The organism is Streptomyces stoeckheimensis (genome assembly GCF_045822005.1).
Lineage (GTDB): Bacteria > Actinomycetota > Actinomycetes > Streptomycetales > Streptomycetaceae > Streptomyces > Streptomyces stoeckheimensis.
Map to the genome: position 1 here is coordinate 2,639,059 of NZ_CP169550.1, position 20,414 is coordinate 2,659,472.

The following is a 20,414-nucleotide window of genomic DNA, read 5'->3' on the forward strand; positions in this document are numbered from 1 at the left end:
ACCAGTGAGTCGTACCCGTTCGGGGCGGCGGGGAAGCTCTCTCGGGATCTCAGGCATCCTGACGGGCCACGGCCAGACGGACGACCTGCTCCGCATGGGGGACGAGGTAGAAGTGGTCTCCCTCGAAGACGTGGGAAGAGAAGGCGCCCGTGGTGACCGTCGACCATTCCCGTGCCCCTGCGGTGACACGGGGGTCGCGGTCACCCGTGAGGGCCATGACGCCCGCGCGCAGCAGCGGAGACTCCTCGCGGCGACGGTAGGTGTCGATCAGGTGGAAGTCGTTGCGCACGATCGGCAGGAACAGCTCGCGCAGGTCCGGGTCCTGCCAGATCTGCACGTGGGGTCCGCCCAGCGAGGTGACGGCCCGGATCAGGTCCTCGTCCGTGCGCGGCGCGGCCGGGGCGGCGGGCCGCGCGAGCGCGCGGCCCGAGACGCACAGGCGCGTGACGTGGTCCGCCCCCGCGGCTTCGAGGCGCAGGAGGGTCTCGTACGCCACGGCCGCTCCCATGCTGTGGCCGAAGAGCACCGTGGGCACGGGAGATTCGGCCAGGAGTTCCTCGGCGATCCGCGGCGACAGCGCGTCCATCGTCGGGATCAGCGGTCGTCGATGCGGTTCTCGCGCCCCGGGTACCGCACGGCCACGACGTCGACCGAAGGCTCCAGGTGCCGGTGCCAGTCACGGAAGAAGTTCGCGCCGCCGCCCGCGTGGGGGAAGCACACGAGGCGCAGGGAGGGGGCGGCGATGGGGCGGTGGCGGACCAGGTAGGACACGTGCGACTCGATTCGTCGGCCGAGGATCGTCTCGCCCAGCGTTGCGCAGCCGCTGACCTGGGCGCTCACGACCCTGCCACACGGGGGCCGCGGCCGGTGGGCCCGGGGGCCCCACGGCAAAAGGAGACGGCCGGAGCCCCCGCACAGTAGGCTCCGGCCGTCGGCTTGGTGGCCGTACGAGTTCGGTCAGATGTCGAGGCCGCTGAGGACCAGGACCCGCTCGTAGGTGTAGTCGTCCATGGCGTAGCGCACGCCCTCGCGGCCCACACCGGACTGCTTGACGCCGCCGTACGGCATCTGGTCGGCACGGTAGGACGGGACGTCGCCGACGATCACGCCGCCGACCTCCAGCTCGCGGTGGGCGCGGAACGCGGTCTGGATGTTCCGCGTGAAGACGCCGGCCTGCAGACCGAACTTCGAGTCGTTGACGGCGGCGAAGGCCTCGTCGGTGTTCTCGACCCGGCGCAGGGTGAGGACCGGTCCGAAGACCTCCTCGGTGGCGAGGGTGACGCCCTCGGGCACCTCCGCGACGACGGTGGGCTCGTACGAGGCACCCTCGCGCTTGCCGCCCGTGAGCAGCTTGGCTCCGGCGGACACGGCCTCGTCGACCCAGGACTCGACCCGCTTGGCGGCGTCCTCGGAGACGAGGGGGCCGACGTCGGTGGCGGAGTCGTTCGGGTCGCCGGTGACCTGCTCGCGGACCTTGGCGACGACCTTCTCGACGAGGCGGTCGTAGACCGTCGCGTCGGCGATCACGCGCTGCACGCCGATGCAGGACTGGCCGGCCTGGTAGTTCGAGAAGGTCGCGATGCGGGTCGCGGCCCAGTCGAGGTCGGCCTCGGAGGACCAGTCCTCCAGGACCACGGCCGCGGCGTTGCCGCCGAGCTCCAGGGTGCAGTGCTTGTGGGGCACGGCCTGCTGGATGGCGTAGCCGACCTTGTCGGAACCGGTGAAGGAGATGACGGGCAGGCGCTCGTCCTTGACCAGCTCCGGCATCTTGTCGTTGGCGACGGGGAGCACGGACCAGGAACCGGCCGGCAGGTCGGTCTCGGCGAGCAGCTCGCCGAGGATCAGACCCGAGAGCGGGGTGGCCGGGGCCGGCTTCAGGATGATCGGCGCGCCGACGGCGATGGCGGGGGCCACCTTGTGGGCGCACAGGTTCAGCGGGAAGTTGAAGGGCGCGATGCCGAGGACCGGACCCTTGACGAAGCGGCGGGTCAGGGCCAGGCGGCCGACGCCGCCGGCGTCGGTGTCCAGGCGCTGGGCCTCTCCGCCGTTGAAGCGGCGGGCCTCTTCGGAGGCGAAGCGGAACACGGACACCGCACGGCCGACCTCACCGCGGGCCCACTTGATCGGCTTGCCGTTCTCGGCGGAGATCAGCAGGGCGATCTCCTCGGTGCGCTCGGCGAGCCGGCGGGCGACATGGGCCAGGGCCTCGGCGCGTACGTGGGCCGGGGTGGCGGAGAACTCCGCGGTCACGGCGTACGCGGCGGCCACGGCCTCTTCGACCTGGGCGTCGGTCGGGACGCTCACGGTACCGACGAGGCGGCCGTCCCACGGGGAGTGGACGTCGAAGCTGTCGTCGCCCGTGGCCTGGCGGCCGGCGAGCCAGAAGGCGTGGGTGGAAGTCATGCTGATCCCGGCCCTTCGGAGTGTGTGCGGTGGGTCCTTGTCCCCTCCACCGTAGGACTCCGGCGGGGTTTCGGCGTTTGTCCGGGGTGGAGTACGTGCGTGGCGCGGCGCGCCGCTTTGTCAGTGTCGGGGCGGCCGCCGCCCGTGCGGGGCCCCGCCGGGGGCTCGTACGGGGCCCCGGGCGGCCCCGGCTGCGCCATGGGTGGCCCCCCTGCGCCGGAGGGTGGGCTCGGCTGCGCCGTGGGCGGGTCCGGCTGCGCCGGAGGGGGCCGCTGCGCGGGGCGGAGTCCCCTACCCGCCCTTCGCCCGTTCCCCGGGCTGCGCCCGGAACCCTCCTGGGGCTCCGCCCCAGACCCCGCGCCTCAAACGCCGGCGAGGCTGGTCTATCCAGCCCCTCCGGCGTTTGAGGAGCAGGGGCCCGGGGACTGGTCCCCGGCAACGGGTCCGGGCGCAGCCCGGGGAACGGTGGAAGGGCGGGTAGGGGACCCCGCCCCGCAGGGCTGACCCACCCGCACCCGCCCACCGGGCCCACGCCACCGCCGGACGGAGTCCGGCGCAGCGCGACGAAGCCCGCGCAGCGGTGCGAGGAGTGCGTCAAGAAGGCGCGGTGGCCTTCAGGGCGAGCCACAGCTCCATGCGGACGTCCGGGTCGTCCAGGGAGCGGCCGAGGATCTCCTCCACGCGGCGCATGCGGTAGCGCAGGGTGTGCCGGTGGACGCCCAGGTCTGCGGCGGCCGCGTCCCACTGGCCGTGGCGGGAGAGCCAGGCCTGGAGGGAGGCCACCAGGTCGCCCCGGCCCTTCTCGTCGTGCTCGCGCAGCGCCCGCAGCGTGCCGTCCGCGAAGGCCCGTACCGCGTCGTCGGCGAGGAGGGGGAGGACCGAGCCCGCGGCCAGGTCCTCGTGCTCGACCAGGGGGCGGCCGCGCCGCCGGGCCACGGCCAGGGCCTGGTCGGCCTGTTTGAAGGCCGCCGCCACGCCGGAGGCCGCCGCGGGCGCCGACAGGCCGAGGACCAGCTCGTCGGGCTCCGGTTCGGCCGACTCCCGGCCGCGGCGCGATTCCAGGACCTCCGCGTGTTCCACGCAGGCCTGCACCGCCGAGCCCCCGTCGGCCGCCAGGACCACGAGCCGGCCGGGCTCCGGCACCACCAGCAGGGTCTCCCCCGTGCGCGCCGCCGCCGATTCCACGGCGTCGGCGAGCAGCGCCAGTCCCTCCGGCTGGGCCGTGCCCGCCAGGGCGGGTTCCGCCACGAGGATCCGGAACGGGGCGTCGAGCAGGGCCCCGTACAGGTCCCCGGCCACGGCCTGGGCGTGCTCCGCCTGGCCGGCGAGCAGCATGCGCAGCACGGCGGCGCCGAGCCGGGACTCCGCGTCGTGCAGGGAGCGGGAGCGTTCGGTGGTGAGGGTCAGCAGGGCCACCGCGGAGTGGACGGCGTACCGCTCCGCCGTGCCGAGCGGGGCCCCGGTACCGACGGCGAGGGCTCCGCGCGCCCGCCGCCCCGTGCCCAGCGACTGGAGTTCCACCCGGTCCTCGGAGCCGCCGACCACGGCGCTGGCCGGGGCCGGCCGCTCCCGCAGCCGTTCCACGTCGGGGGTGAGCCGGGCGGCCCGGCGCGCGGCCCAGTCGGGGGCGGCCGCGACGACGGCGCCCGAGGTGTCGTACAGGGCGGCCCAGCCGTGCACGTGCGCCGCGAGCTTCGTCAGCAGTTCGGCGGGCCCGTCGGCGGACAGCGCGGCCCGGGTCAGCTCGCGCTGCGCCTCGAAGCCCGCGGTCACGGCCCGGTACTGGTCGGCGGCGAGGGCGGCGGAGACGGCCTTGCTGATGGCGAGGAACGGGGTGCGCCGGGGCACCTCCAGCAGCGGCAGGTCCTCGGCGGTGGCGGCTTCCACGAGCGCCTCGGGCACGGCGTCGTAGTTCACGCCGATGGCGAAGCCGATGCCGACGACCCCGGCCGCCGCGAGCCTGCGTACGTAGCGCCGCATCTCCTCGGGGTCCTCCGCGTCCAGCTTCATCGCGGTGATGAGGAGGAGCTCCCCGCCCTCCATGTACGGCACGGGGTCGGCGAGCTCACTGACGTGGGCCCAGCGCACGGGGGTGTCGAGGCGGCCCTCCCCGGCCCGGACGCTGAGTTTGAGCGCCGAGTGCTGGACGAGCGAGGCGAGGGTGAGCGGCATGGGTACCGGGGCGCCTTAGGGAGAGGAGGGGGTGCGGCGGCGAGGTGCCGACGGAGGATTCTCGCCGTGGACCACCCCCGCGGTTTTCGCCGTGTCGTACGAACGGCTCCCTTGATTCTGCCACCCCGTACGGATTCGCTCCCTCCGGTCGCCGTCCCCCTCCCGACCCCCTCCCGGCCCTCAGCCCTGCCCCTGCCCCCCGAGCCGCACCAGCAGCGGGGCGGCCCGCTCGCCGCGGACGGAGGTCAGGGAGAGCACGGCGTGGCCGGGGGGCACGGTGTTGGCGAGGGCGGAGGCCGACCAGCGCTCCCGCTCCACCTGCCGCACGGTGACCGCGTCCGTGGTGACCGCCTTGCCGGTGATCACCTTGCGTACCGCGTGCACGGCGCGGGTGAAGGGCTGGTCGGCGTAGACCGTGCGGCTCGTGACGTCCCGCGTCTCGACCAGCTCGGTTCCCCAGGCGTCGGCGAACCACTTGCCGTCCCACGTGGTGACCCCGGAGAAGGCCATCCGGCAGCCGACCGTTCCGAGGAGCGGGGTGCGCAGCCCTTCGGGCACGTCGTCCAGGGAGCGCAGCGCCAGGAGAACGCCCGCGTTGGCCGATCGGAGCCCCTGCATGCTTCGTACGGCCTCGGCGGTGAGGGTGTGCGAGGCGTCGTCGAGGGCCAGGAAGGCGAACAGGGAGCGGTCCGCGCGGGCCGCGGCCGCCGCGTTGAACTGGGCGAGGAGCAGCCGGGCCAGCAGCCGGGAGGCGTCCGGATGGCCGCGCTCGGGGAGGTCCACGCGCACCCGGACCGGGTGTCCCAGGGCGCGGAGGGAGAAGGGCCGCCCGCCGCCGGTGGTGTCGAAGAAGCCGTGGAACGCCGGCCGGTCGAGCAGCGCCGCCCGGTCGGCGAGAACCGGTCCCGGGTCGCCGTGGACGGCGTGCTGCCGCGCCCGGGCATCGAGCTCGCGCAGCATGCCCTGTTGCCCGGAGCCCTCGAGCTCGTGGCGCAGCGCCGCGAGCGCCGCAGGCAGCTGCTCGAGCAGGGCGCGCAGCTCGGGCACGGTCGGGAAGCGGCCGTACGCGGCACGGAACGGGCCGAGGATCTGGGCGAGCGCCGTGGCCGCCCGGCGTACGTCGACGCCCGGCAGGTCGCCCACGAATGCTTCGGCGAGGAAGGAAGCCGCCTCGTCGGAGTCGCCGGTTCCGCCGTAGAGGTCGAGATCGTGCACGGATGCCGGGTCACCCGGGCGCACCACGATGTCGTAGGCGTCGTCGGGTCCGAGCCGGGATCCGGCGGCGCCGACGGCGATCACGGCCGCCTGCCCGGCCAGCGCCTGGAGGGCGAGCGACTCCACGACCGGCCTGACCAGCCCGTGCGTCTTGCCCGAGCCCGAGGGGCCGACGGCGAGGACCGACGTGCCCAGCACGCCGGGGTCGAGGGCCAGCCCGGTCCCGCGGCGTTCGTGGGGGTTCGGCTCGGCACCGGTGACCTTGCCGAGCCAGACCTGCCCGACGGTCAGGTCGTGGGAGGCGGTACGGACGGGCAGGTCACGGGCGCCCGAGGGGTGGCCGCAGGCAGCCGCACCCTTGTCCCGTACGGCTTCCACGAAGGCGGGGCGCCGCGAGGGGTCGGCCTTCACGGTCTCCCAGGCCCGCCGGATCCGTGCGTGGTCGACGTCGTTCATCCGGCCCTGCCGGGCTTCTGCCGCCAGCCGGTCCGCGGTCTCCGCCAGCCCGGCGGCACGCAGGTGCGGCCAGCCGGCCGGCGAGTCCGGGCCGTCCGGGCTCACGGCCTGCGGGGCATCGGCGGGAAGGGCCGAGGACCGGAGGCCGGCCAGCAGGGTGGTCCAGCCGCCGAGGCGGGCGAAGAGGACGACGACGGGGGCGTAGATCAGCACGTAGAGGGCGTTGGTGACCACCGAGCCACCCGTTTCGCCGAGCTCCGCGTACGGCAGGTGCCCGAAGACGAGGGGGTAGACGACCAGGGTCTGGGTCTGGATCAGCAGGACCACGGCGAAGGCTCCCACCGCGGCGCCCAGCGCGCGGTACCAGGGGCCGCGGGCCGCGATCAGCTGGTCGAAGGCGGTCCGCCAGCCGCCCATCCTGGCGAATGCGATGCACAGACCCACGGTGACCAGCAGCACGTAGACCTCGAGGGCCGCCTGGCCCCGGTGGTCGATCGGGCCGTTGATCAGGCCGCCCTCCCACCAGCTGTCGGGGGTGAAGTAGTAGAGCGGAGCCCCGAGGAAGGGGAGGTTCCCGTCGAGGAAGGCCTGCCAGCACACGAAGAAGACGAGGAAGGAGATCACGACCCGCGTGATCAGCGACCGGCCGTTGGCATCCGGCTTCGGTGCGGCCGGGGTGTAGGCGTAGCGCCAGATGCCGGGCTTGGCCTCCGGTCGCGGGGCGTTCAGCCACGCGGTGAAGGGCGTCGCCGCGGGAGCCGTGGTCACGCCCGCGACGGGGCTCCCCGGCGCGTACGCGGGCGGCGGCGGGGCCTGGACCGGACGCGGCGGCGTGGGCGGCGGGCCGGCCGGCCGGGGGATGTGGGGACCGCCGGACCCCACATCGGGCGAGCCGCCGTAACTGCCGCGGTCCCCGCCGTGCGTGCCGTCGGTGTCCATGAAACCTCTGCCCCCTGCCCGTTACCGCACTGCGTGCACTGCGCTGCGCGCTCAATCTAGTGGCCGTCGCCGCCCCGCGGCCCGTACCCGGTCATGATCCACAAGACAGGCGCGGATTCCTTCCTATGGCCGTCACGGACAAGGACACGCGGGCACCACTCCCGAACGGAGCATGCAGGACCCCACCTCCCGGGCCTAGCCTGCGGACAAAGACACAAGTGCGTCCGAAAACACCCCCCAGGAGCCCCCTATGACCGCTGTCCCGCAGGAGCGCCGCATCGTCACCGCGATCCCCGGCCCCAAGTCGCAGGAGCTGCAGGCCCGCCGTCTGTCGACGGTGGCCGGCGGCGTGGGCTCCGTGCTCCCCGTCTTCACGGCCCGCGCGGGCGGCGGCATCATCGAGGACGTCGACGGCAACCGCATGATCGACTTCGGTTCCGGCATCGCCGTGACCTCGGTCGGCGCCTCCGCCGAGGCCGTCGTGCGCCGCGCCGCCGCGCAGCTCGCCGACTTCACCCACACCTGTTTCATGGTCACCCCCTACGAGGGCTACGTGGAGGTCTGCGAGGCCCTCGCCGAGCTCACCCCGGGTGACCACGCGAAGAAGTCGGCGCTGTTCAACTCCGGCGCCGAGGCCGTCGAGAACGCCGTCAAGATCGCCCGTTCGTACACCAAGCGCCAGGCCGTCGTCGTCTTCGACCACGGCTACCACGGCCGTACGAACCTCACGATGGCCCTGACCTCGAAGAACATGCCGTACAAGCAGGGCTTCGGCCCGTTCGCCCCCGAGGTCTACCGCGTCCCGGTCGCCTACGGCTACCGCTGGCCGACCGGCGCCGAGAACTGCGGCCCCGAGGCCGCCGCGCAGGCGATCGACAACATCGTGAAGCAGATCGGCGCCGAGAACGTCGCCGCGATCATCATCGAGCCGGTCCTCGGCGAGGGCGGCTTCATCGAGCCGGCCAAGGGCTTCCTCCCGGCGATCGTGAAGTTCGCCAACGACAACGGCATCGTCTTCGTCGCCGACGAGATCCAGTCCGGCTTCTGCCGCACCGGCCAGTGGTTCGCGTGCGAGGACGAGGGCATCGTCCCCGACCTCATCACGACCGCCAAGGGCATCGCGGGCGGCCTGCCGCTCGCCGCGGTGACCGGCCGCGCCGAGATGATGGACTCCGTGCACGGCGGTGGCCTGGGCGGCACCTACGGCGGCAACCCGGTGGCCTGCGCCGGTGCGCTCGGCTCCATCGAGACCATGAAGGAGCTCGACCTCAACGCCGCGGCGAAGAAGATCGAGTCCATCATGAAGGCCCGTCTGACGGCCATCCAGGAGAAGTACGACATCGTCGGCGACATCCGCGGCCGCGGCGCCATGATCGCGATCGAGCTCGTCAAGGACCCCTCGTCCAAGACCCCGAACCCGGAGGCGGCCGCCGCGCTCGCCAAGGCCTGCCACGCCGAGGGCGTCCTCGTCCTCACCTGCGGCACCTACGGCAACGTGCTCCGCTTCCTGCCGCCGCTCGTCATCGGCGAGGACCTGCTGAACGAGGGCCTGGACGTCATCGAGGCCGCGTTCGCCACCCTCTGATCGAACGTCTGACACAGGTGCTAGAACGCGGGGACGCGATCCTCGATCACCGCGCGGTCACTACCGCGGGTAACGGTCGGGCACTGTGAAGAAGGTGTGGGGGGCCGATGGCGGGAGCGTTTTCCCGCTGTCGGTCCCCCTTCCGCTGCCGTACGGTTTCTGCAGATGAGTGAGACACCCCGCTCCCGGGAAACCGGAAGCGACACCAGTACCGGGCTTCCCCAGCGCCGCACTGGGCATGCGTTCGCGCACACTCCTCACCGATCGGACGGCCGCACGCCCCAAACCCCCCGGGGCGCCCGGCAACCCGATCCGGGCGGCCGCCCCGGAACCACCCCCCCTGTTCCGGGGCGGCCGGCCACTCTCCGTCCGGGGATCTCCCCGGGCCGCGCGGCCTGCGCGATCTCCGCACTCTGCGTAGCGCTCTTCGCCCTGACCACCTGGCAGGTCCTCGTGTCCGGGCCCCTGCTGGTCCCGGACGCCGCCCTCAGCCGGGCGCTCGTGCGCACCGTCCCCGACGCGGTCACCCAGCGTCTCTCCGACTTCGGCAACGTCCCGGTCGCGGTCCCCGTCCTGCTCCTCGCGGTGCTCTACGCCGCCCGGCGCGGCAACCGACGGGGCGCGGCGGCGGCAGCCCTGGCCATGGTCCTGGTGCCGGCCCTGATCGTCCCGCTGAAGGAGTGGACCGCCCGGCCGGGCCCCCTGGAGCCCTGGGCCTCGGGCTACTTCCCCTCGGGCCACACGGCCACCGCCTACGTGGCGTACGTGGGCGCCGCCCTCCTCGTGCGCCCGTACACCCGGGGCCGCTGGCCCTTCCTCCTCGCGGCCGCCCTCACCGCCCTGACGGCGACGGGGCTGATCCTGCGCGGCTACCACTGGCCCCTGGACGTCCTGGCCAGCTTCCTGATGTGCACGCCCCTGCTGCTCGGGGTGAAGCGGGCCACCGGACGCCGCCGCCCCCGCTAAGGTCGGCGACATGGCGCAGGAACGGCTGAAGTACTCCGTCACGTACGGCGGACGGGCCCACGAACTGACCCCGTCGGGGGGCGAGGTGATCCTCCCCCGCAGCGGCGTCAAGATCCACCACAGCAGGTCCTGCTGGCACCTCACCGACTCCGGTGACCTGCCGACGCATCCCGACCCCGACGGGGTGCTGTGGCGCCGGCTCCTCGACGCCTCCGATCCCGCCTCGTTCGCCGCCTCCCGGGGGCTGGTCAACGGCGTGGGCAAGCCGCTCACCGGCGTGTGCTCGTGCGCGTTGCGGGCGGTCACCGACGACCACGCGGACAGCCTCCCCTACTGGCCCCTCGACTCCGCGTTCGCCGCCTTCGACCCCGACGCGCACGGCGCCGCGGTGGAAGCCGCCGACCGCGAGGCCGCGCGGTTCCGCGAGCGGTTCCCGTGGGAGGAGTGGCCGACGCTGTCCCTGGACCGGTACGCACTGGGGCAGCAGCCCGGGCTCCCCGGGCCCTTCTACAGCCGGGACCTGGAGTACGGCAGCAAACCGCTCGGCAGCATCACCGGCGGTTCGGCGTACAAGCACTTCGTCTTCCGCCGCAGGGACGGCGTCTGGTGGCACGACACGAAGTACCCCGATGCCGCGACGGCGTGGGAGGCGGTCCGGGCCGGCATCGTCGAGGCGGTCGAGGCGGCGCGGGCGGGCCGGGTGGCGGAGATCGACGACATCGCGGCCATCGCCTCCGGCGTCACGGTCGTCGCCAAGACGCTGCGGATCTACGCGCCGGACGCCATCCTGCCGGTGTACGCCGACCACCTCACCCGTCACTACCTGTCGCTCGCGGGCGGCGACGCGTACGGCGGGCTCAGGCCGTTCGCCCGCAAGGAGGCCCTGCGCCGGCTGTTCCTGGAGCAGGAGGGCTCCAAGGACTGGCCGCCCCAGCTGGTTCTGCGGTTCCTGCTCTGGTGGGCGCCCCTGCGCGTGGCTCCCCGCATCGTCCGCGTCGGGATCGAGGACGGCGTCCGGGTGTGGCCGCAGTGCCTGGAGGGCGGCTATCTGGCCGTCCGCCACGAGGCGATCGGCGATCTGCACGCCTTCGCCGGCCCGGAGGAGACCGCCGAGGCCCCCGGCTCCGACGGCGTCCCCGGATCCGGCCTCTCCCCCGACGACCTCGGGCTGTGGGATCTGATCGGGCTGCGCGCGGGTGACCGGGTCGTGGCCATGGCCGGCCGCGACACCGTGCTCGGAGTCGGCCAGGTCACCGGCGAGGGGTACCGCTGGCGCCCCGACCTCACCGGTCACCGGCACACCGTCTCCGTGGACTGGGCCGGCACCTACGGCGGAGTGCTCGACCCTTCGGTCGGTGACTGGGGTCCGTGGCTCGTCACCGATGTCCGGCCCAAGCTCTGGACGCAGATCCAGGCCCTGCGCACCACGAGCGCCCCGGAGGCCGTGGAGGCGGAAACCGAGCTGCTCCCGCCCCTCGACGCCGGGCTCCGGCGGATCTCCGACGCCCTGGACCGGCGCGGCCAGGCGGTCCTCTACGGTCCGCCCGGGACCGGCAAGACCCGCCAGGCCCTGCGCTTCGCGGTCCGTCGGCTCGGCGAGCTGTCCGACGACCTGCCCGGTCTGCATCCGGCCGCCGAGCCGGGTGACGAGCTCTTCGGGCACACCGTGCGCGCCCTCACCGCCGCGGGCCGGCTGACCCTGGTCACCTTCCACCCCGGCTACGGGTACGAGGACTTCATCGAGGGCCTGCGCCCGCGGCCGGGCAGCGCCGGCCTCTCGCTGGAAACGACCGCCGGCGTGTTCAAGGAGGTGTGCGCCAGGGCGGCCGCCGACCCCGGCCATCCGTACCTGGTCGTCGTGGACGAACTCAACCGGGCCGACCTCCCCAAGGTCCTCGGGGAGCTGATCACGGTGATCGAGAAGGACAAGCGGGGCATGGCCGTCACCCTCCCCCTGTCCAAGGAGGCGTTCTGCGTCCCGCGCAACGTGCAGCTGCTCGGCACCATGAACACCGCCGACCGGTCGATCCGGCAGCTCGACTCGGCCGTCCGGCGCCGCTTCGCCTTCCTCGAACTACTGCCCGACGCGGGGCCGTTGCGCGGTTCCTCGGTGGAGGAACTCGACCTCGGGGTGTTCCTCGACGCGCTCAACCACCGGATCAGGCGGGAGCTGGACCGGGAGAAGCAGATAGGCCAGGCCTTCTTCCTGCCCGGCGGCAAGCCCGTCGCGACCGCCGCGGAGCTGGCCTCCGTGATCAGGGACGAGATCCTGCCGCTCCTCCAGGAGTACGCCTACGACGACTACGGGCTGCTCACGGCCTTCCTCGGCGAGGACCTCGTCGACCCCGTCTCGCACACCCTGCGGGAGCTGCCCGACGAGAAGCTGGTGGCCTGCCTGTACGAGGAGTTCCAGGTCGGCGCCGGTGCTCTGTCTGCGTGAGTACGACCGGGCGGTCCTGCCCGGCGTCCGGCTGAGCGACGCCGACCGCCGGACGCTCGCGGACGGCGCGCTGGACCCGGTGCTGCGGATCCGGGAGCTGGCCGGCGACCGCCTGGAGGTCGAGGCGAGGGCGTACGTGGGGGTCGTGCGGCTCGACGCGTGCGAGATCCGGGTCCTGCCGAAGCACCTCGGCGGCAGCCTGGACGTGCTGCGGATGCTGGAGTACTCGGCGGGCGGCCGGGTGCGGACGCTGGAGGCCGGCCGGTGGTTCGCGGAGGGCGACGCGGACCTGCGCGACCTCGTCGCGCTGATGGTCACCGAGCACTGCGAGCGGCTGCTGCGGCACGGGGTCCGCAAGGACTACGTCACCCGCGAGGAGGATCTGCCGGTCGTCCGGGGCCGGCTGCTGCCCGACCGGCAGGTGCTGCACCATCACGGGCGCCTGGACCGGCTGGCGTGCCGCTTCGACGAGCACGACACGGACGTCGTCGACAACCGGCTGTGCGCCGCGGCCGTGGAACGGGCCGCGCGCACGGCCGGGTCCGCCCAGGTGCGTGCCCGGGCCCGGCGGGCCGCCGCGCAGTTCGGGCCGCTGGCGCCGACCCCGCTCGGGGATCTGCGGCAGGCCGTTTCCACGCTGGCCTACCACCGGCACAACGAGCACTACCGGCCCGCTCACCGGTGGGCCCGGCTCCTGCTGTCCGGCGGCGGGATCGACGGGCTGTTCACCACCGGTCCGCTGGCCTCCCGCGCCTTCCTCGTCGACATGAACGGGCTGTTCGAGGACTTCGTGACACGGCTGCTCGAGGACGGCGCGGCGGGCAGCGGGCTGATGGTGACCCGCCAGTCGGCGCAGCGGCGGGTGCTCGTCGACGAGGCCACGGAGAAGCACTACAGCGAGGTGCGGCCGGACGTGCTGGTCCGCGGGGTGCGCGGCGGGGTGCCGTTCCGGCTGCCGGTGGACGCGAAGTACAAGCTGTACGAGGGGAAGAAGCTCTCGACGCAGGACATCTACCAGGCCTTCCTCTACGCGCACGCGCTGGGGAGCCCGGCCGAGTGCGTGCTGGTGCATCCCGCCGGACCGGGTGCCTCGGGCGTGCGCGTGGCCGTGCGGGACCGCGCGGGCGCCACCTCGGCACGCGTCCGGTCCGTACCGCTGGACCTGGGGTCCGTACTGGACGAACTGGCTGGGCCGCAGCCCCTGGAAGCTGCGGCCCGGGTGTGGAACGAGGTCGTCGGTCAGCCGCCGAAGTAGGCGTCGAAGTTCTTCGAGAACTCCCAGCTGCCGAAGCGGTCCCAGTTGATCGACCAGGTCATCAGGCCGCGCAGGGCGGGCCAGGTGCCGTGGGTCTGGTACGAGCCGCAGCTCACCTTCTTCGTCAGGCAGTCCAGGGCCTTGTTGACCTCCGCCGGGGAGGTGTGGCCGTTGCCCGCGTTGGTGGTGGCCGGCAGGCCGATGGCGACCTGGTCGGCGCGCAGCGCGGGGAAGACGCGGGAGGTGTTGCCGGCCACGGGGAAGCCGGTGAGCAGCATGTCCGTCATGGCGATGTGGAAGTCGGCTCCGCCCATGGAGTGGTACTGGTTGTCGAGGCCCATGATCGAGCCCGAGTTGTAGTCCTGGACGTGGAGCAGGGTGAGGTCGTCGCGCAGGGCGTGGATGACCGGGAGGTAGGCGCCGGCGCGCGGGTCCTGGCCGCCCCAGGGGCCGGATCCGTAGTACTGGTAGCCGAGCTGGACGAAGAAGGTCTCGGGGGCCATCGTCAGGATGAACTCCGGGCCGTACTTGGCCTTCAGGGTCTTCACGGCCGAGATCAGGTTGACGATCACCGGGGTGGTGGGGGCGCGGAAGTCGGTGTCGCCCGTGGCCAGGGAGAGGGAGTGGCCCTCGAAGTCGATGTCGAGGCCGTTGAGCCCGTACTCGTCGATGATCTTGCCGACCGAGGAGACGAAGGTGTCACGGGCGGCCGTGGTGCCCAGCTGGACCTGGCCGTTCTGGCCGCCGATCGAGATCAGGACCTTCTTGCCGGCGGCCTGCTTGGCCTTGATGGCCGCCTTGAACTCCGCGGCCGATTCGACGGTCGGGCACTCGCTGACCGGGCAGAGCTGGAAGCGGATGTCGCCCGAGGTCACCGAGGTGGGTTCGCCGAAGGCCAGGTTGATGACGTCCCACGAGGCGGGTACGTCGGCCATCCGGACGTAGCCGGAGCCGTTGGCGAAGCTGGCGTGCAGGTAGCCGACGAGTGCGTGGGCGGGCAGGCCGGGGTTGCCCGGGCCGCTCGGCGTGGTCACCGGGACGGCGGCGCTCTTCGGGGATTCGCCGGCCGCGTTCACCGCGCTGACCTGGAAGGAGTACGTCGTCGCGGCGGTGAGCCCGGTGACCGTCGCCGACGTGCCGCTGACGGTGGTCGGGTTCGCGCCGTCCCGGTAGACCTTGTACGAGGTGGCCCCGGTCGCGGCCGTCCAGGAGAGGCCGACGGTGGTGGCGGAGGTGGCGGACGCGGTGAGCCCGGCGGGGGCGGCAGGGACCTGGGGGCCGGGGCCGGAGCCGCCGGGGTCCGGGCCGACGAGGGTCACGTCGTCGGTGAACTGCGGCGGCTGGCCGTACCAGCCCTGCGTGTACACGGTCACCGAGGTGGTGGCCGCGCCGGTACGGAAGCTCGTGCTCAGCTGCTTCCACGCACCCGGGGTCTGGGTCCAGGTCTGGGGGTCCGTGGTCCCGGTGCCGGTCGCGCCGAGGTAGACGTACGCGCCCTGCACCCAGGCGCTCAGCGTGTAGGCGGAGTCGGGCTTGACGGTGACGGTCTGGGAGCAGCGGGCGTTGTCCTGCCCGGCCGGGGTGCCCTTGAGGGCCGAAGTGCCTCCGTGGACCGGGGTGCTGACGACGGCTCCGCTGCCGGCCGAGCAGCTCCAGCCGTCGAGGCCGGCTTCGAAGCCGCCGTTGCGGATGAGGTCGGCGTCGGCGGCAGCGGCGGGCTGGCCGGTGGCGAGGAGGCCGGCCGCCGCGAGGGCGGCGGCGGTAAGGAGGGACAGGACGGAGCGCATGACGGTGGGTCTGGCGGGGCGGGTGGGGCCGCCAGGACGGGTGGGGCGCACAACTGCCTCCGGTACATGGGGGGATGGAGCCGGGCCGCGCGCGGGGAAGCGGTGGGGGAAGGCGCAGCGGCGCCCAAGATGGTCCAGACCAATGCCCTTGTCAAGACTTCCGGCCTCCCCGCCCCACGACGCGGGCCGCCGCCTCGTGCATCGCGAGCTCCAGTACCGCCGGATCGGTGAGCGTGCCCCGCCCGTCCGGGACCACGAGCCAGCGGACCCCGCCCGTGGCCCGCCCTGGATACGGGACCACGATCCAGGTCCCGTGCCCGGCTCCCCGTACGCCCGTCCCGATCCAGCGGGACGCCGTGCCCGGAGGCACGAAGAAGCCCAGCCGGGAGTCGCCGAAATCGGCGAGCACCGGGCCGGGCCGGTCGAGCAGCGCGTTCAGTACGTCGAGGGTGGTGTGTCCCAGCTCCCCCGGCATGATCAGCACGTCCCAGCGTCGGCCGGCGGGCAGCAGGGCGACCCCGAGGGGGTTGCGCTCCCACTCCCACCGGCAGGCGTCCGGATCGGGCGCCACCGAGACCAGCCATTCCACTGCCGTCTTGTCCCCCGGGATCGTCATCGCCCGGCCTCCGCTCTCTGTGGGTGAGGTGAAGCGTTCTCACAGGAGAGAGCGGGGCCGGGCGCAGGTATGACGCGGGTTTCGTTACTCCATGGTAGTGAAGCAGGTCACACCGCCGGGGGCGATGTGCGCCCGGGGCGCGCGGAGGTCGCTTACCCGATCAGCTGCCCGATCAGCTGCCCGATCAGCTGTCGAAGCCGAGACCGAAACGGTCCAGCGTCTTCAGCCACAGGTTGCGGTGCCCGCCCAGCCGGTCCGCCCGGGCCAGCGACCACTTCGTCATCGTGATGCCGGTCCACGCGAAGGGCTCCGGCGGGAAGGGCATCGGCTTGGAGCGGACCATCTCCAGCTCCGTGCGCTCGGTCTTCTCCCCCGCCAGGAGGTCGAGCATCACGTCGGCGCCGAAGCGGGTGGCTCCGACGCCCAGTCCGGTGTAGCCGGCCGCGTAGGCCACCTTGCCCGCGTGCGCGGTGCCGAAGAAGGCGGAGAAGCGCGAGCAGGTGTCGATCGCACCGCCCCAGGCGTGGCTGAATTTCACTCCTTCCAGCTGCGGGAAGCAGGTGAAGAAGTGCTCGGCCAGCTTGAGGTAGGTCTCGGGCCGGTGGTCGTGCTCGGCGTCGAGCTTGCCGCCGTACGGGTAGATCGCGTCGTAGCCGCCCCACAGGATCCGCCGGTCGGGGGTGATCCGGAAGTAGTGGAACTGGTTGGCGCTGTCGCCGAGGCCCTGCCGGTTCTTCCAGCCGATCGAGGCGAGCTGCTCCTCGGTGAGCCGCTCGGTCATCAGCGCGTAGTCGTAGACCGGGACGGTGAGCGGGCGCACCCGCTTGACCAGGGACGGGAAGATGTTGGTGCCCAGCGCCACCCGGCGGGCGAAGACCCGCCCGTACGGGGTCCGCACGGCCATCCCGGCTCCCGAGCCGACCAGGTCGAGCCCGCGCGTGTTCTCGTAGATCCGTACGCCCAGCTCCAGGCAGGCGCGTTTCAGGCCCCAGGCGAGCTTCGCCGGGTTGAGCATGGCGACGCCGTCGCGGTCCCAGATCCCGCCGAGGAAGGTCGGGGAGTCGACCTCGGCGCGCACGGCGTCCGCATCCAGCCATTCGGAGCGGCCTGCGAGGCCGAGCCGCTCGGCCTCCGCGTGGAACTCGCGGAGCTCGGCGACCTGGTGCGGTTCGGTGGCCACGTCGATCTCGCCGCTGCGCTCGAAGTCGCAGTCGATGCCGTAGCGGGCGACCGCCTCCTCGATGGCGTCGAGGTTGCGGGCGCCGAGGTCTTCGAGCTTGGCGAGCTCGTCCGGCCAGCGGGCCATCCCGTTGGCGAGACCGTGGGTGAGGGAGGCGGCGCAGAAGCCGCCGTTGCGGCCCGAGGCGGCCCAGCCCGCCTCGTGGCCCTCGATCAGTACGACGTCCCGGGCGGGGTCGCGCTCCTTGGCGAGCAGCGCGGTCCACAGGCCGCTGTAGCCGCCGCCGATGACGAGCAGGTCGCAGTGCTCGTCCCCGGTGAGGGCGGGCTCGGCGGCGGGCTTGCCGGGGTCGTCCAGCCAGTACGAGACCGGCTTCGCTTCGGAAAGAGATCGTGCAGCGGTGCGCATGGCGTCTGGGGCCATGTCTTCCAACTCCCTACAGGTGTTACTTGGGCTGTGCTTTCTTGCGGCGGTTGGCGACCATCTGGCCGCCCAGCACCACCAGGACCGCGATGACGAACATCGCGGTGCCGATGACGTTGATCTGTACAGGCGTACCGCGCTGGGCCGATCCCCACACGAACATGGGGAAGGTGACGGTGTTGCCCGAGTTGAAGTTGGTGATGATGAAGTCGTCGAAGGAGAGCGCGAAGGAGAGCAGCGCGCCCGCCGCGATACCGGGGGCCGCGATCGGCAGGGTGACGCGCAGGAAGGTCTGCGCGGGCCCGGCGTAGAGATCGCGGGCCGCTTCCTCGAGGCGGGGGTCCATGGAGAGCACCCGGGCCTTGACGGCGGCGACGACGAAGCTGAGGCAGAACATGACGTGGGCGATCAGGATCGTCCAGAAGCCGAGCTGGATGCCCATGTTGAGGAAGAGGGCGAGCAGCGAGGCCGCCATCACGATCTCGGGCATGGCCATCGGCAGGAAGATCAGCGAGTTGACCGCGCCGCGCCCCCGGAACCGGTAGCGGACCATCGCGAAGGCGATCGCGGTGCCCAGCACCGTCGCGCCGATGGTGGCCCACAGGGCGATCTGGAGCGAGAGGGACAGGGACTCGCACATGTCGGCGACCCCGCAGGGGTCCTTCCACGCGTCGAGGGAGAACTCCTGCCAGGCGTAGTTGAAGCGCCCGGTGGGGTTGTTGAAGGAGAAGACCGTGACGACGACGTTCGGCAGGATCAGGTACGCGAGCGTGCCGAGCCCCGCGATCACGACGAGATTCCGGCGCAGCCAGGTGGTGGCGCTCTTCATCAGACCAGGTCCTCCGTCCCCGCTCGGCGGATGTAGATGGTGACCATGACGAGCACGATGGCCATGAGGATGAAGGACAGCGCGGCCGCCGTCGGGTAGTCGAGGATGCGCAGGTACTGCGACTGGATGACGTTGCCGATCATGCGGGTGTCCGTGGAGCCGAGCAGTTCGGCGTTGACGTAGTCGCCGCTCGCCGGGATGAAGGTGAGCAGGGTCCCGGAGACCACGCCCGGCATGGACAGCGGGAAGGTCACCTTGCGGAAGACCGTGGCGGGACGGGCGTACAGGTCCCCGGCCGCCTCGTGGAGGCGGGTGTCGATGCGCTCCAGCGAGGTGTAGAGCGGCAGGATCATGAAGGGGAGGAAGTTGTACGTCAGACCGCAGACGACCGCGAGCGGCGTGGCGAGGACGCGGTCGCCCTCGGTCATGCCGAGCCAGCTGGTGACGTCCAGGAAGCCGATCGTGTTGAGGACGCCGACCACCGGGCCGCCGTCGGCCAGGATCGTCTTCCAGGCGAGGGTGCGGATCAGGAAGCTGGTGAAGAACGGGGCGATGACCAGCACCAGGAGCAGATTGCGCCAGCGGCCCGCCTTGAAGGCGATCAGGTAGGCCAGCGGATAGCCCAGCAGCAGGCACAGCGCGGTCGCGGTGCCGGCGTAGAGCAGGGAGCGCAGGAACTGCGGGTAGTACTCGGTGAAGGCGTCCCAGTACGTCTGGAAGTGCCAGGTGACCTTGAACCCCTCTTCGAGGGAGCCGGTCTGCACCGAGGTCGAGGCCTGGTAGATCATCGGCAGCACGAAGAAGACGAACAGCCACAGGATGCCCGGGAGCAGCAGCCAGTACGGGACCAGGCGCTTCTTCAGGGACGGCTTGTGCACCGGGGGCTCGGCGGAAACGGCGACCTCGGGCAGGGTCGCGGGGGCGGTCACGCGCCCTCCTCGACCGTCTCGATGCCGGCGTCGATGTCCTGTGCGGCGTCCAGGCCGAAGGTGTGGTCCGGGTTCCAGTGCAGTATCACGTCGGCGCCGGGGACGAGGCGGGCGTCGCGCTCGATGTTCTGCACGTACACCTCCAGCTCCGGGCAGACCGGGCTGTCGATGACGAACTGGGTGGAGACTCCGATGAAGGAGGTGGCCGCGATCTTGCCGGCGACCTTGTTGCGGCCCGCCTCCACGGTGTCCGCCGCGTCCGCGTGGACCAGGGAGATCTTCTCCGGGCGCACCCCGACCAGCAGCTTGCCGCCGGTGCGGGGCGTGGTCGAACATCGCGCCGCCGGGACGCGCAGCTTCGTACCGGCCGAGGAGACGACGACGTCGGACGCGCCGGCTTCCAGGACCTCGGCCTCGATGAGGTTGGAGGTGCCGAGGAAGTTCGCCACGAAGGTCGTCTTCGGGTTCTCGTAGAGGTCGGCGGGGGCGCCGAGCTGCTCGACGCGGCCGCCGTTCATCACGGCGACCGTGTCGGCCATGGTCATGGCCTCTTCCTGGTCGTGCGTGACGTGCACGAAGGTGATGCCGACCTCGGTCTGGATCCGCTTGAGCTCCAGCTGCATCTGGCGGCGCAGCTTGAGGTCGAGGGCGCCGAGCGGCTCGTCGAGGAGCAGTACCTGCGGGTGGTTGATGAGCGCGCGGGCGACGGCGACGCGCTGCTGCTGGCCGCCGGAGAGCTGGTGCGGCTTGCGGCCGGCGAACTGGCCGAGCTGGACCAGCTCCAGCATGTCGTCGACCTGCTTCTTGACCGACTTGATGCCGCGGCGGCGCAGCCCGAAGGCGATGTTCTCCGAGACGTCGAGGTGCGGGAAGAGGGCGTAGCTCTGGAAGACGGTGTTGACCGGGCGCTTGTACGGCGGCAGGTGCGTGACCTCTCGGTCGCCGAGGCTGACGGTGCCGGTGGAGGGCTCCTCCAGGCCGGCGATCATGCGCAGGGTGGTGGTCTTCCCGCAGCCGGAGGCGCCGAGCAGGGCGAAGAAGGAGCCCTGGGGGATGGTGAGGTCCAGCGGGTGCACGGCGGTGAAGGAGCCGTAGTGCTTGCTGATCCCGGCGAGGCGGACGTCGCCGCCTTCGGTCTTGTCAGTCATGGGCCTGGGCCTTCGGTGGTGTGTCGTGGAAGGGGCAGGTGCCGGTACGGGTGTCCGTGCCGCGGGGAGGG

Annotated in this window: 13 protein-coding genes and 1 pseudogene; 4 read left to right on the forward strand and 10 right to left on the reverse strand. The window is 72.4% G+C overall.

Features of this window, described 5'->3' with window-relative positions:
- Nucleotides 1–49 precede the first annotated feature (49 nt).
- The 4 genes and pseudogenes from ACE1OC_RS11815 to ACE1OC_RS11830 all read right to left on the reverse strand — a co-directional run bounded on the left by ACE1OC_RS11815 (nt 50) and on the right by ACE1OC_RS11830 (nt 7,185).
- A pseudogene (locus tag ACE1OC_RS11815) lies at nt 50–840 on the reverse strand (thioesterase II family protein).
- A 117-nt stretch (nt 841–957) separates the two neighbouring features.
- Nucleotides 958–2,403, reverse strand: coding sequence for an aldehyde dehydrogenase family protein (locus tag ACE1OC_RS11820; protein WP_266904043.1), 1,446 nt, complete (start codon nt 2,401–2,403; stop codon nt 958–960).
- 594 nt (nt 2,404–2,997) lie between these two features.
- Nucleotides 2,998–4,575: a PucR family transcriptional regulator gene (locus ACE1OC_RS11825; RefSeq protein WP_407836994.1), complete on the reverse strand. Its 1,578-nt coding sequence runs from the start codon at nt 4,573–4,575 to the stop codon at nt 2,998–3,000.
- 180 nt (nt 4,576–4,755) lie between these two features.
- Nucleotides 4,756–7,185, reverse strand: coding sequence for an ATP/GTP-binding protein (locus tag ACE1OC_RS11830; protein ID WP_407836995.1), 2,430 nt, complete (start codon nt 7,183–7,185; stop codon nt 4,756–4,758).
- Nucleotides 7,186–7,435: 250 nt separating this feature from the next.
- On the opposite strand from ACE1OC_RS11830, the gene gabT reads away from it, so the two are divergent.
- The 4 genes from gabT to ACE1OC_RS11850 all read left to right on the forward strand — a co-directional run bounded on the left by gabT (nt 7,436) and on the right by ACE1OC_RS11850 (nt 13,431).
- Nucleotides 7,436–8,770 carry a 4-aminobutyrate--2-oxoglutarate transaminase gene (gene gabT, locus ACE1OC_RS11835; RefSeq protein ID WP_407836996.1) on the forward strand — a complete coding sequence of 445 codons (1,335 nt, stop codon included), beginning with the start codon at nt 7,436–7,438 and terminating at the stop codon, nt 8,768–8,770.
- Between the two features lie 453 nt (nt 8,771–9,223).
- Nucleotides 9,224–9,736 carry a phosphatase PAP2 family protein gene (locus tag ACE1OC_RS11840; protein WP_407836997.1) on the forward strand — a complete coding sequence of 171 codons (513 nt, stop codon included), beginning with the start codon at nt 9,224–9,226 and terminating at the stop codon, nt 9,734–9,736.
- A gap of 10 nt (nt 9,737–9,746) precedes the next feature.
- Entirely contained in the window at nt 9,747–12,176 is a 2,430-nt protein-coding gene (locus ACE1OC_RS11845; protein WP_407836998.1) for an AAA family ATPase, read from the forward strand.
- Nucleotides 12,160–13,431: an McrC family protein gene (locus ACE1OC_RS11850; RefSeq protein ID WP_407836999.1), complete on the forward strand. Its 1,272-nt coding sequence runs from the start codon at nt 12,160–12,162 to the stop codon at nt 13,429–13,431. The genes ACE1OC_RS11845 and ACE1OC_RS11850 overlap by 17 nt, the downstream gene beginning before the upstream one ends.
- Here the strand turns inward: ACE1OC_RS11850 and ACE1OC_RS11855 are convergent.
- The 6 genes from ACE1OC_RS11855 to ACE1OC_RS11880 form a co-directional block, all read right to left on the reverse strand.
- On the reverse strand, nt 13,416–15,218 hold the full coding sequence (locus tag ACE1OC_RS11855; protein WP_407837000.1) for a chitinase: 1,803 nt from the start codon (nt 15,216–15,218) through the stop codon (nt 13,416–13,418). The two genes, ACE1OC_RS11850 and ACE1OC_RS11855, sit on opposite strands and share 16 nt — an antisense overlap.
- Before the next feature lie 151 nt (nt 15,219–15,369).
- Nucleotides 15,370–15,834 carry a hypothetical protein gene (locus ACE1OC_RS11860; protein WP_407837001.1) on the reverse strand — a complete coding sequence of 155 codons (465 nt, stop codon included), beginning with the start codon at nt 15,832–15,834 and terminating at the stop codon, nt 15,370–15,372.
- Between the two features lie 184 nt (nt 15,835–16,018).
- A complete protein-coding gene (locus ACE1OC_RS11865; protein WP_407837002.1) occupies nt 16,019–17,437 on the reverse strand; it encodes an NAD(P)/FAD-dependent oxidoreductase in 1,419 nt (472 codons plus the stop codon).
- 22 nt (nt 17,438–17,459) lie between these two features.
- Nucleotides 17,460–18,266 (reverse strand): ABC transporter permease, encoded by an 807-nt coding sequence (locus ACE1OC_RS11870; protein ID WP_407837003.1) that lies wholly within the window; start codon nt 18,264–18,266, stop codon nt 17,460–17,462.
- Nucleotides 18,266–19,195 (reverse strand): ABC transporter permease, encoded by a 930-nt coding sequence (locus ACE1OC_RS11875; RefSeq protein ID WP_407837004.1) that lies wholly within the window; start codon nt 19,193–19,195, stop codon nt 18,266–18,268. Before ACE1OC_RS11875 ends, ACE1OC_RS11870 begins: the two co-directional genes overlap by 1 nt.
- Nucleotides 19,192–20,343 (reverse strand): ABC transporter ATP-binding protein, encoded by a 1,152-nt coding sequence (locus tag ACE1OC_RS11880; protein ID WP_407837005.1) that lies wholly within the window; start codon nt 20,341–20,343, stop codon nt 19,192–19,194. Before ACE1OC_RS11880 ends, ACE1OC_RS11875 begins: the two co-directional genes overlap by 4 nt.
- Nucleotides 20,344–20,414: the final 71 nt, after the last annotated feature.

Bases quoted from the DNA above. Each gene is read 5' to 3' on its own strand.
- ACE1OC_RS11880 (WP_407837005.1), bottom strand. From the start codon at position 20,343: ATGACTGACAAGACCGAAGGCGGCGACGTCCGCCTCGCCGGGATCAGC.
- ACE1OC_RS11845 (WP_407836998.1), top strand. From the start codon at position 9,747: ATGGCGCAGGAACGGCTGAAGTACTCCGTCACGTACGGCGGACGGGCC.
- ACE1OC_RS11860 (WP_407837001.1), bottom strand. From the start codon at position 15,834: ATGACGATCCCGGGGGACAAGACGGCAGTGGAATGGCTGGTCTCGGTG.
- ACE1OC_RS11855 (WP_407837000.1), bottom strand. From the start codon at position 15,218: ATGCGCTCCGTCCTGTCCCTCCTTACCGCCGCCGCCCTCGCGGCGGCC.
- ACE1OC_RS11825 (WP_407836994.1), bottom strand. From the start codon at position 4,575: ATGCCGCTCACCCTCGCCTCGCTCGTCCAGCACTCGGCGCTCAAACTC.
- ACE1OC_RS11865 (WP_407837002.1), bottom strand. From the start codon at position 17,437: ATGGCCCCAGACGCCATGCGCACCGCTGCACGATCTCTTTCCGAAGCG.
- gabT (WP_407836996.1), top strand. From the start codon at position 7,436: ATGACCGCTGTCCCGCAGGAGCGCCGCATCGTCACCGCGATCCCCGGC.
- ACE1OC_RS11830 (WP_407836995.1), bottom strand. From the start codon at position 7,185: ATGGACACCGACGGCACGCACGGCGGGGACCGCGGCAGTTACGGCGGC.
- ACE1OC_RS11820 (WP_266904043.1), bottom strand. From the start codon at position 2,403: ATGACTTCCACCCACGCCTTCTGGCTCGCCGGCCGCCAGGCCACGGGC.
- ACE1OC_RS11870 (WP_407837003.1), bottom strand. From the start codon at position 18,266: ATGAAGAGCGCCACCACCTGGCTGCGCCGGAATCTCGTCGTGATCGCG.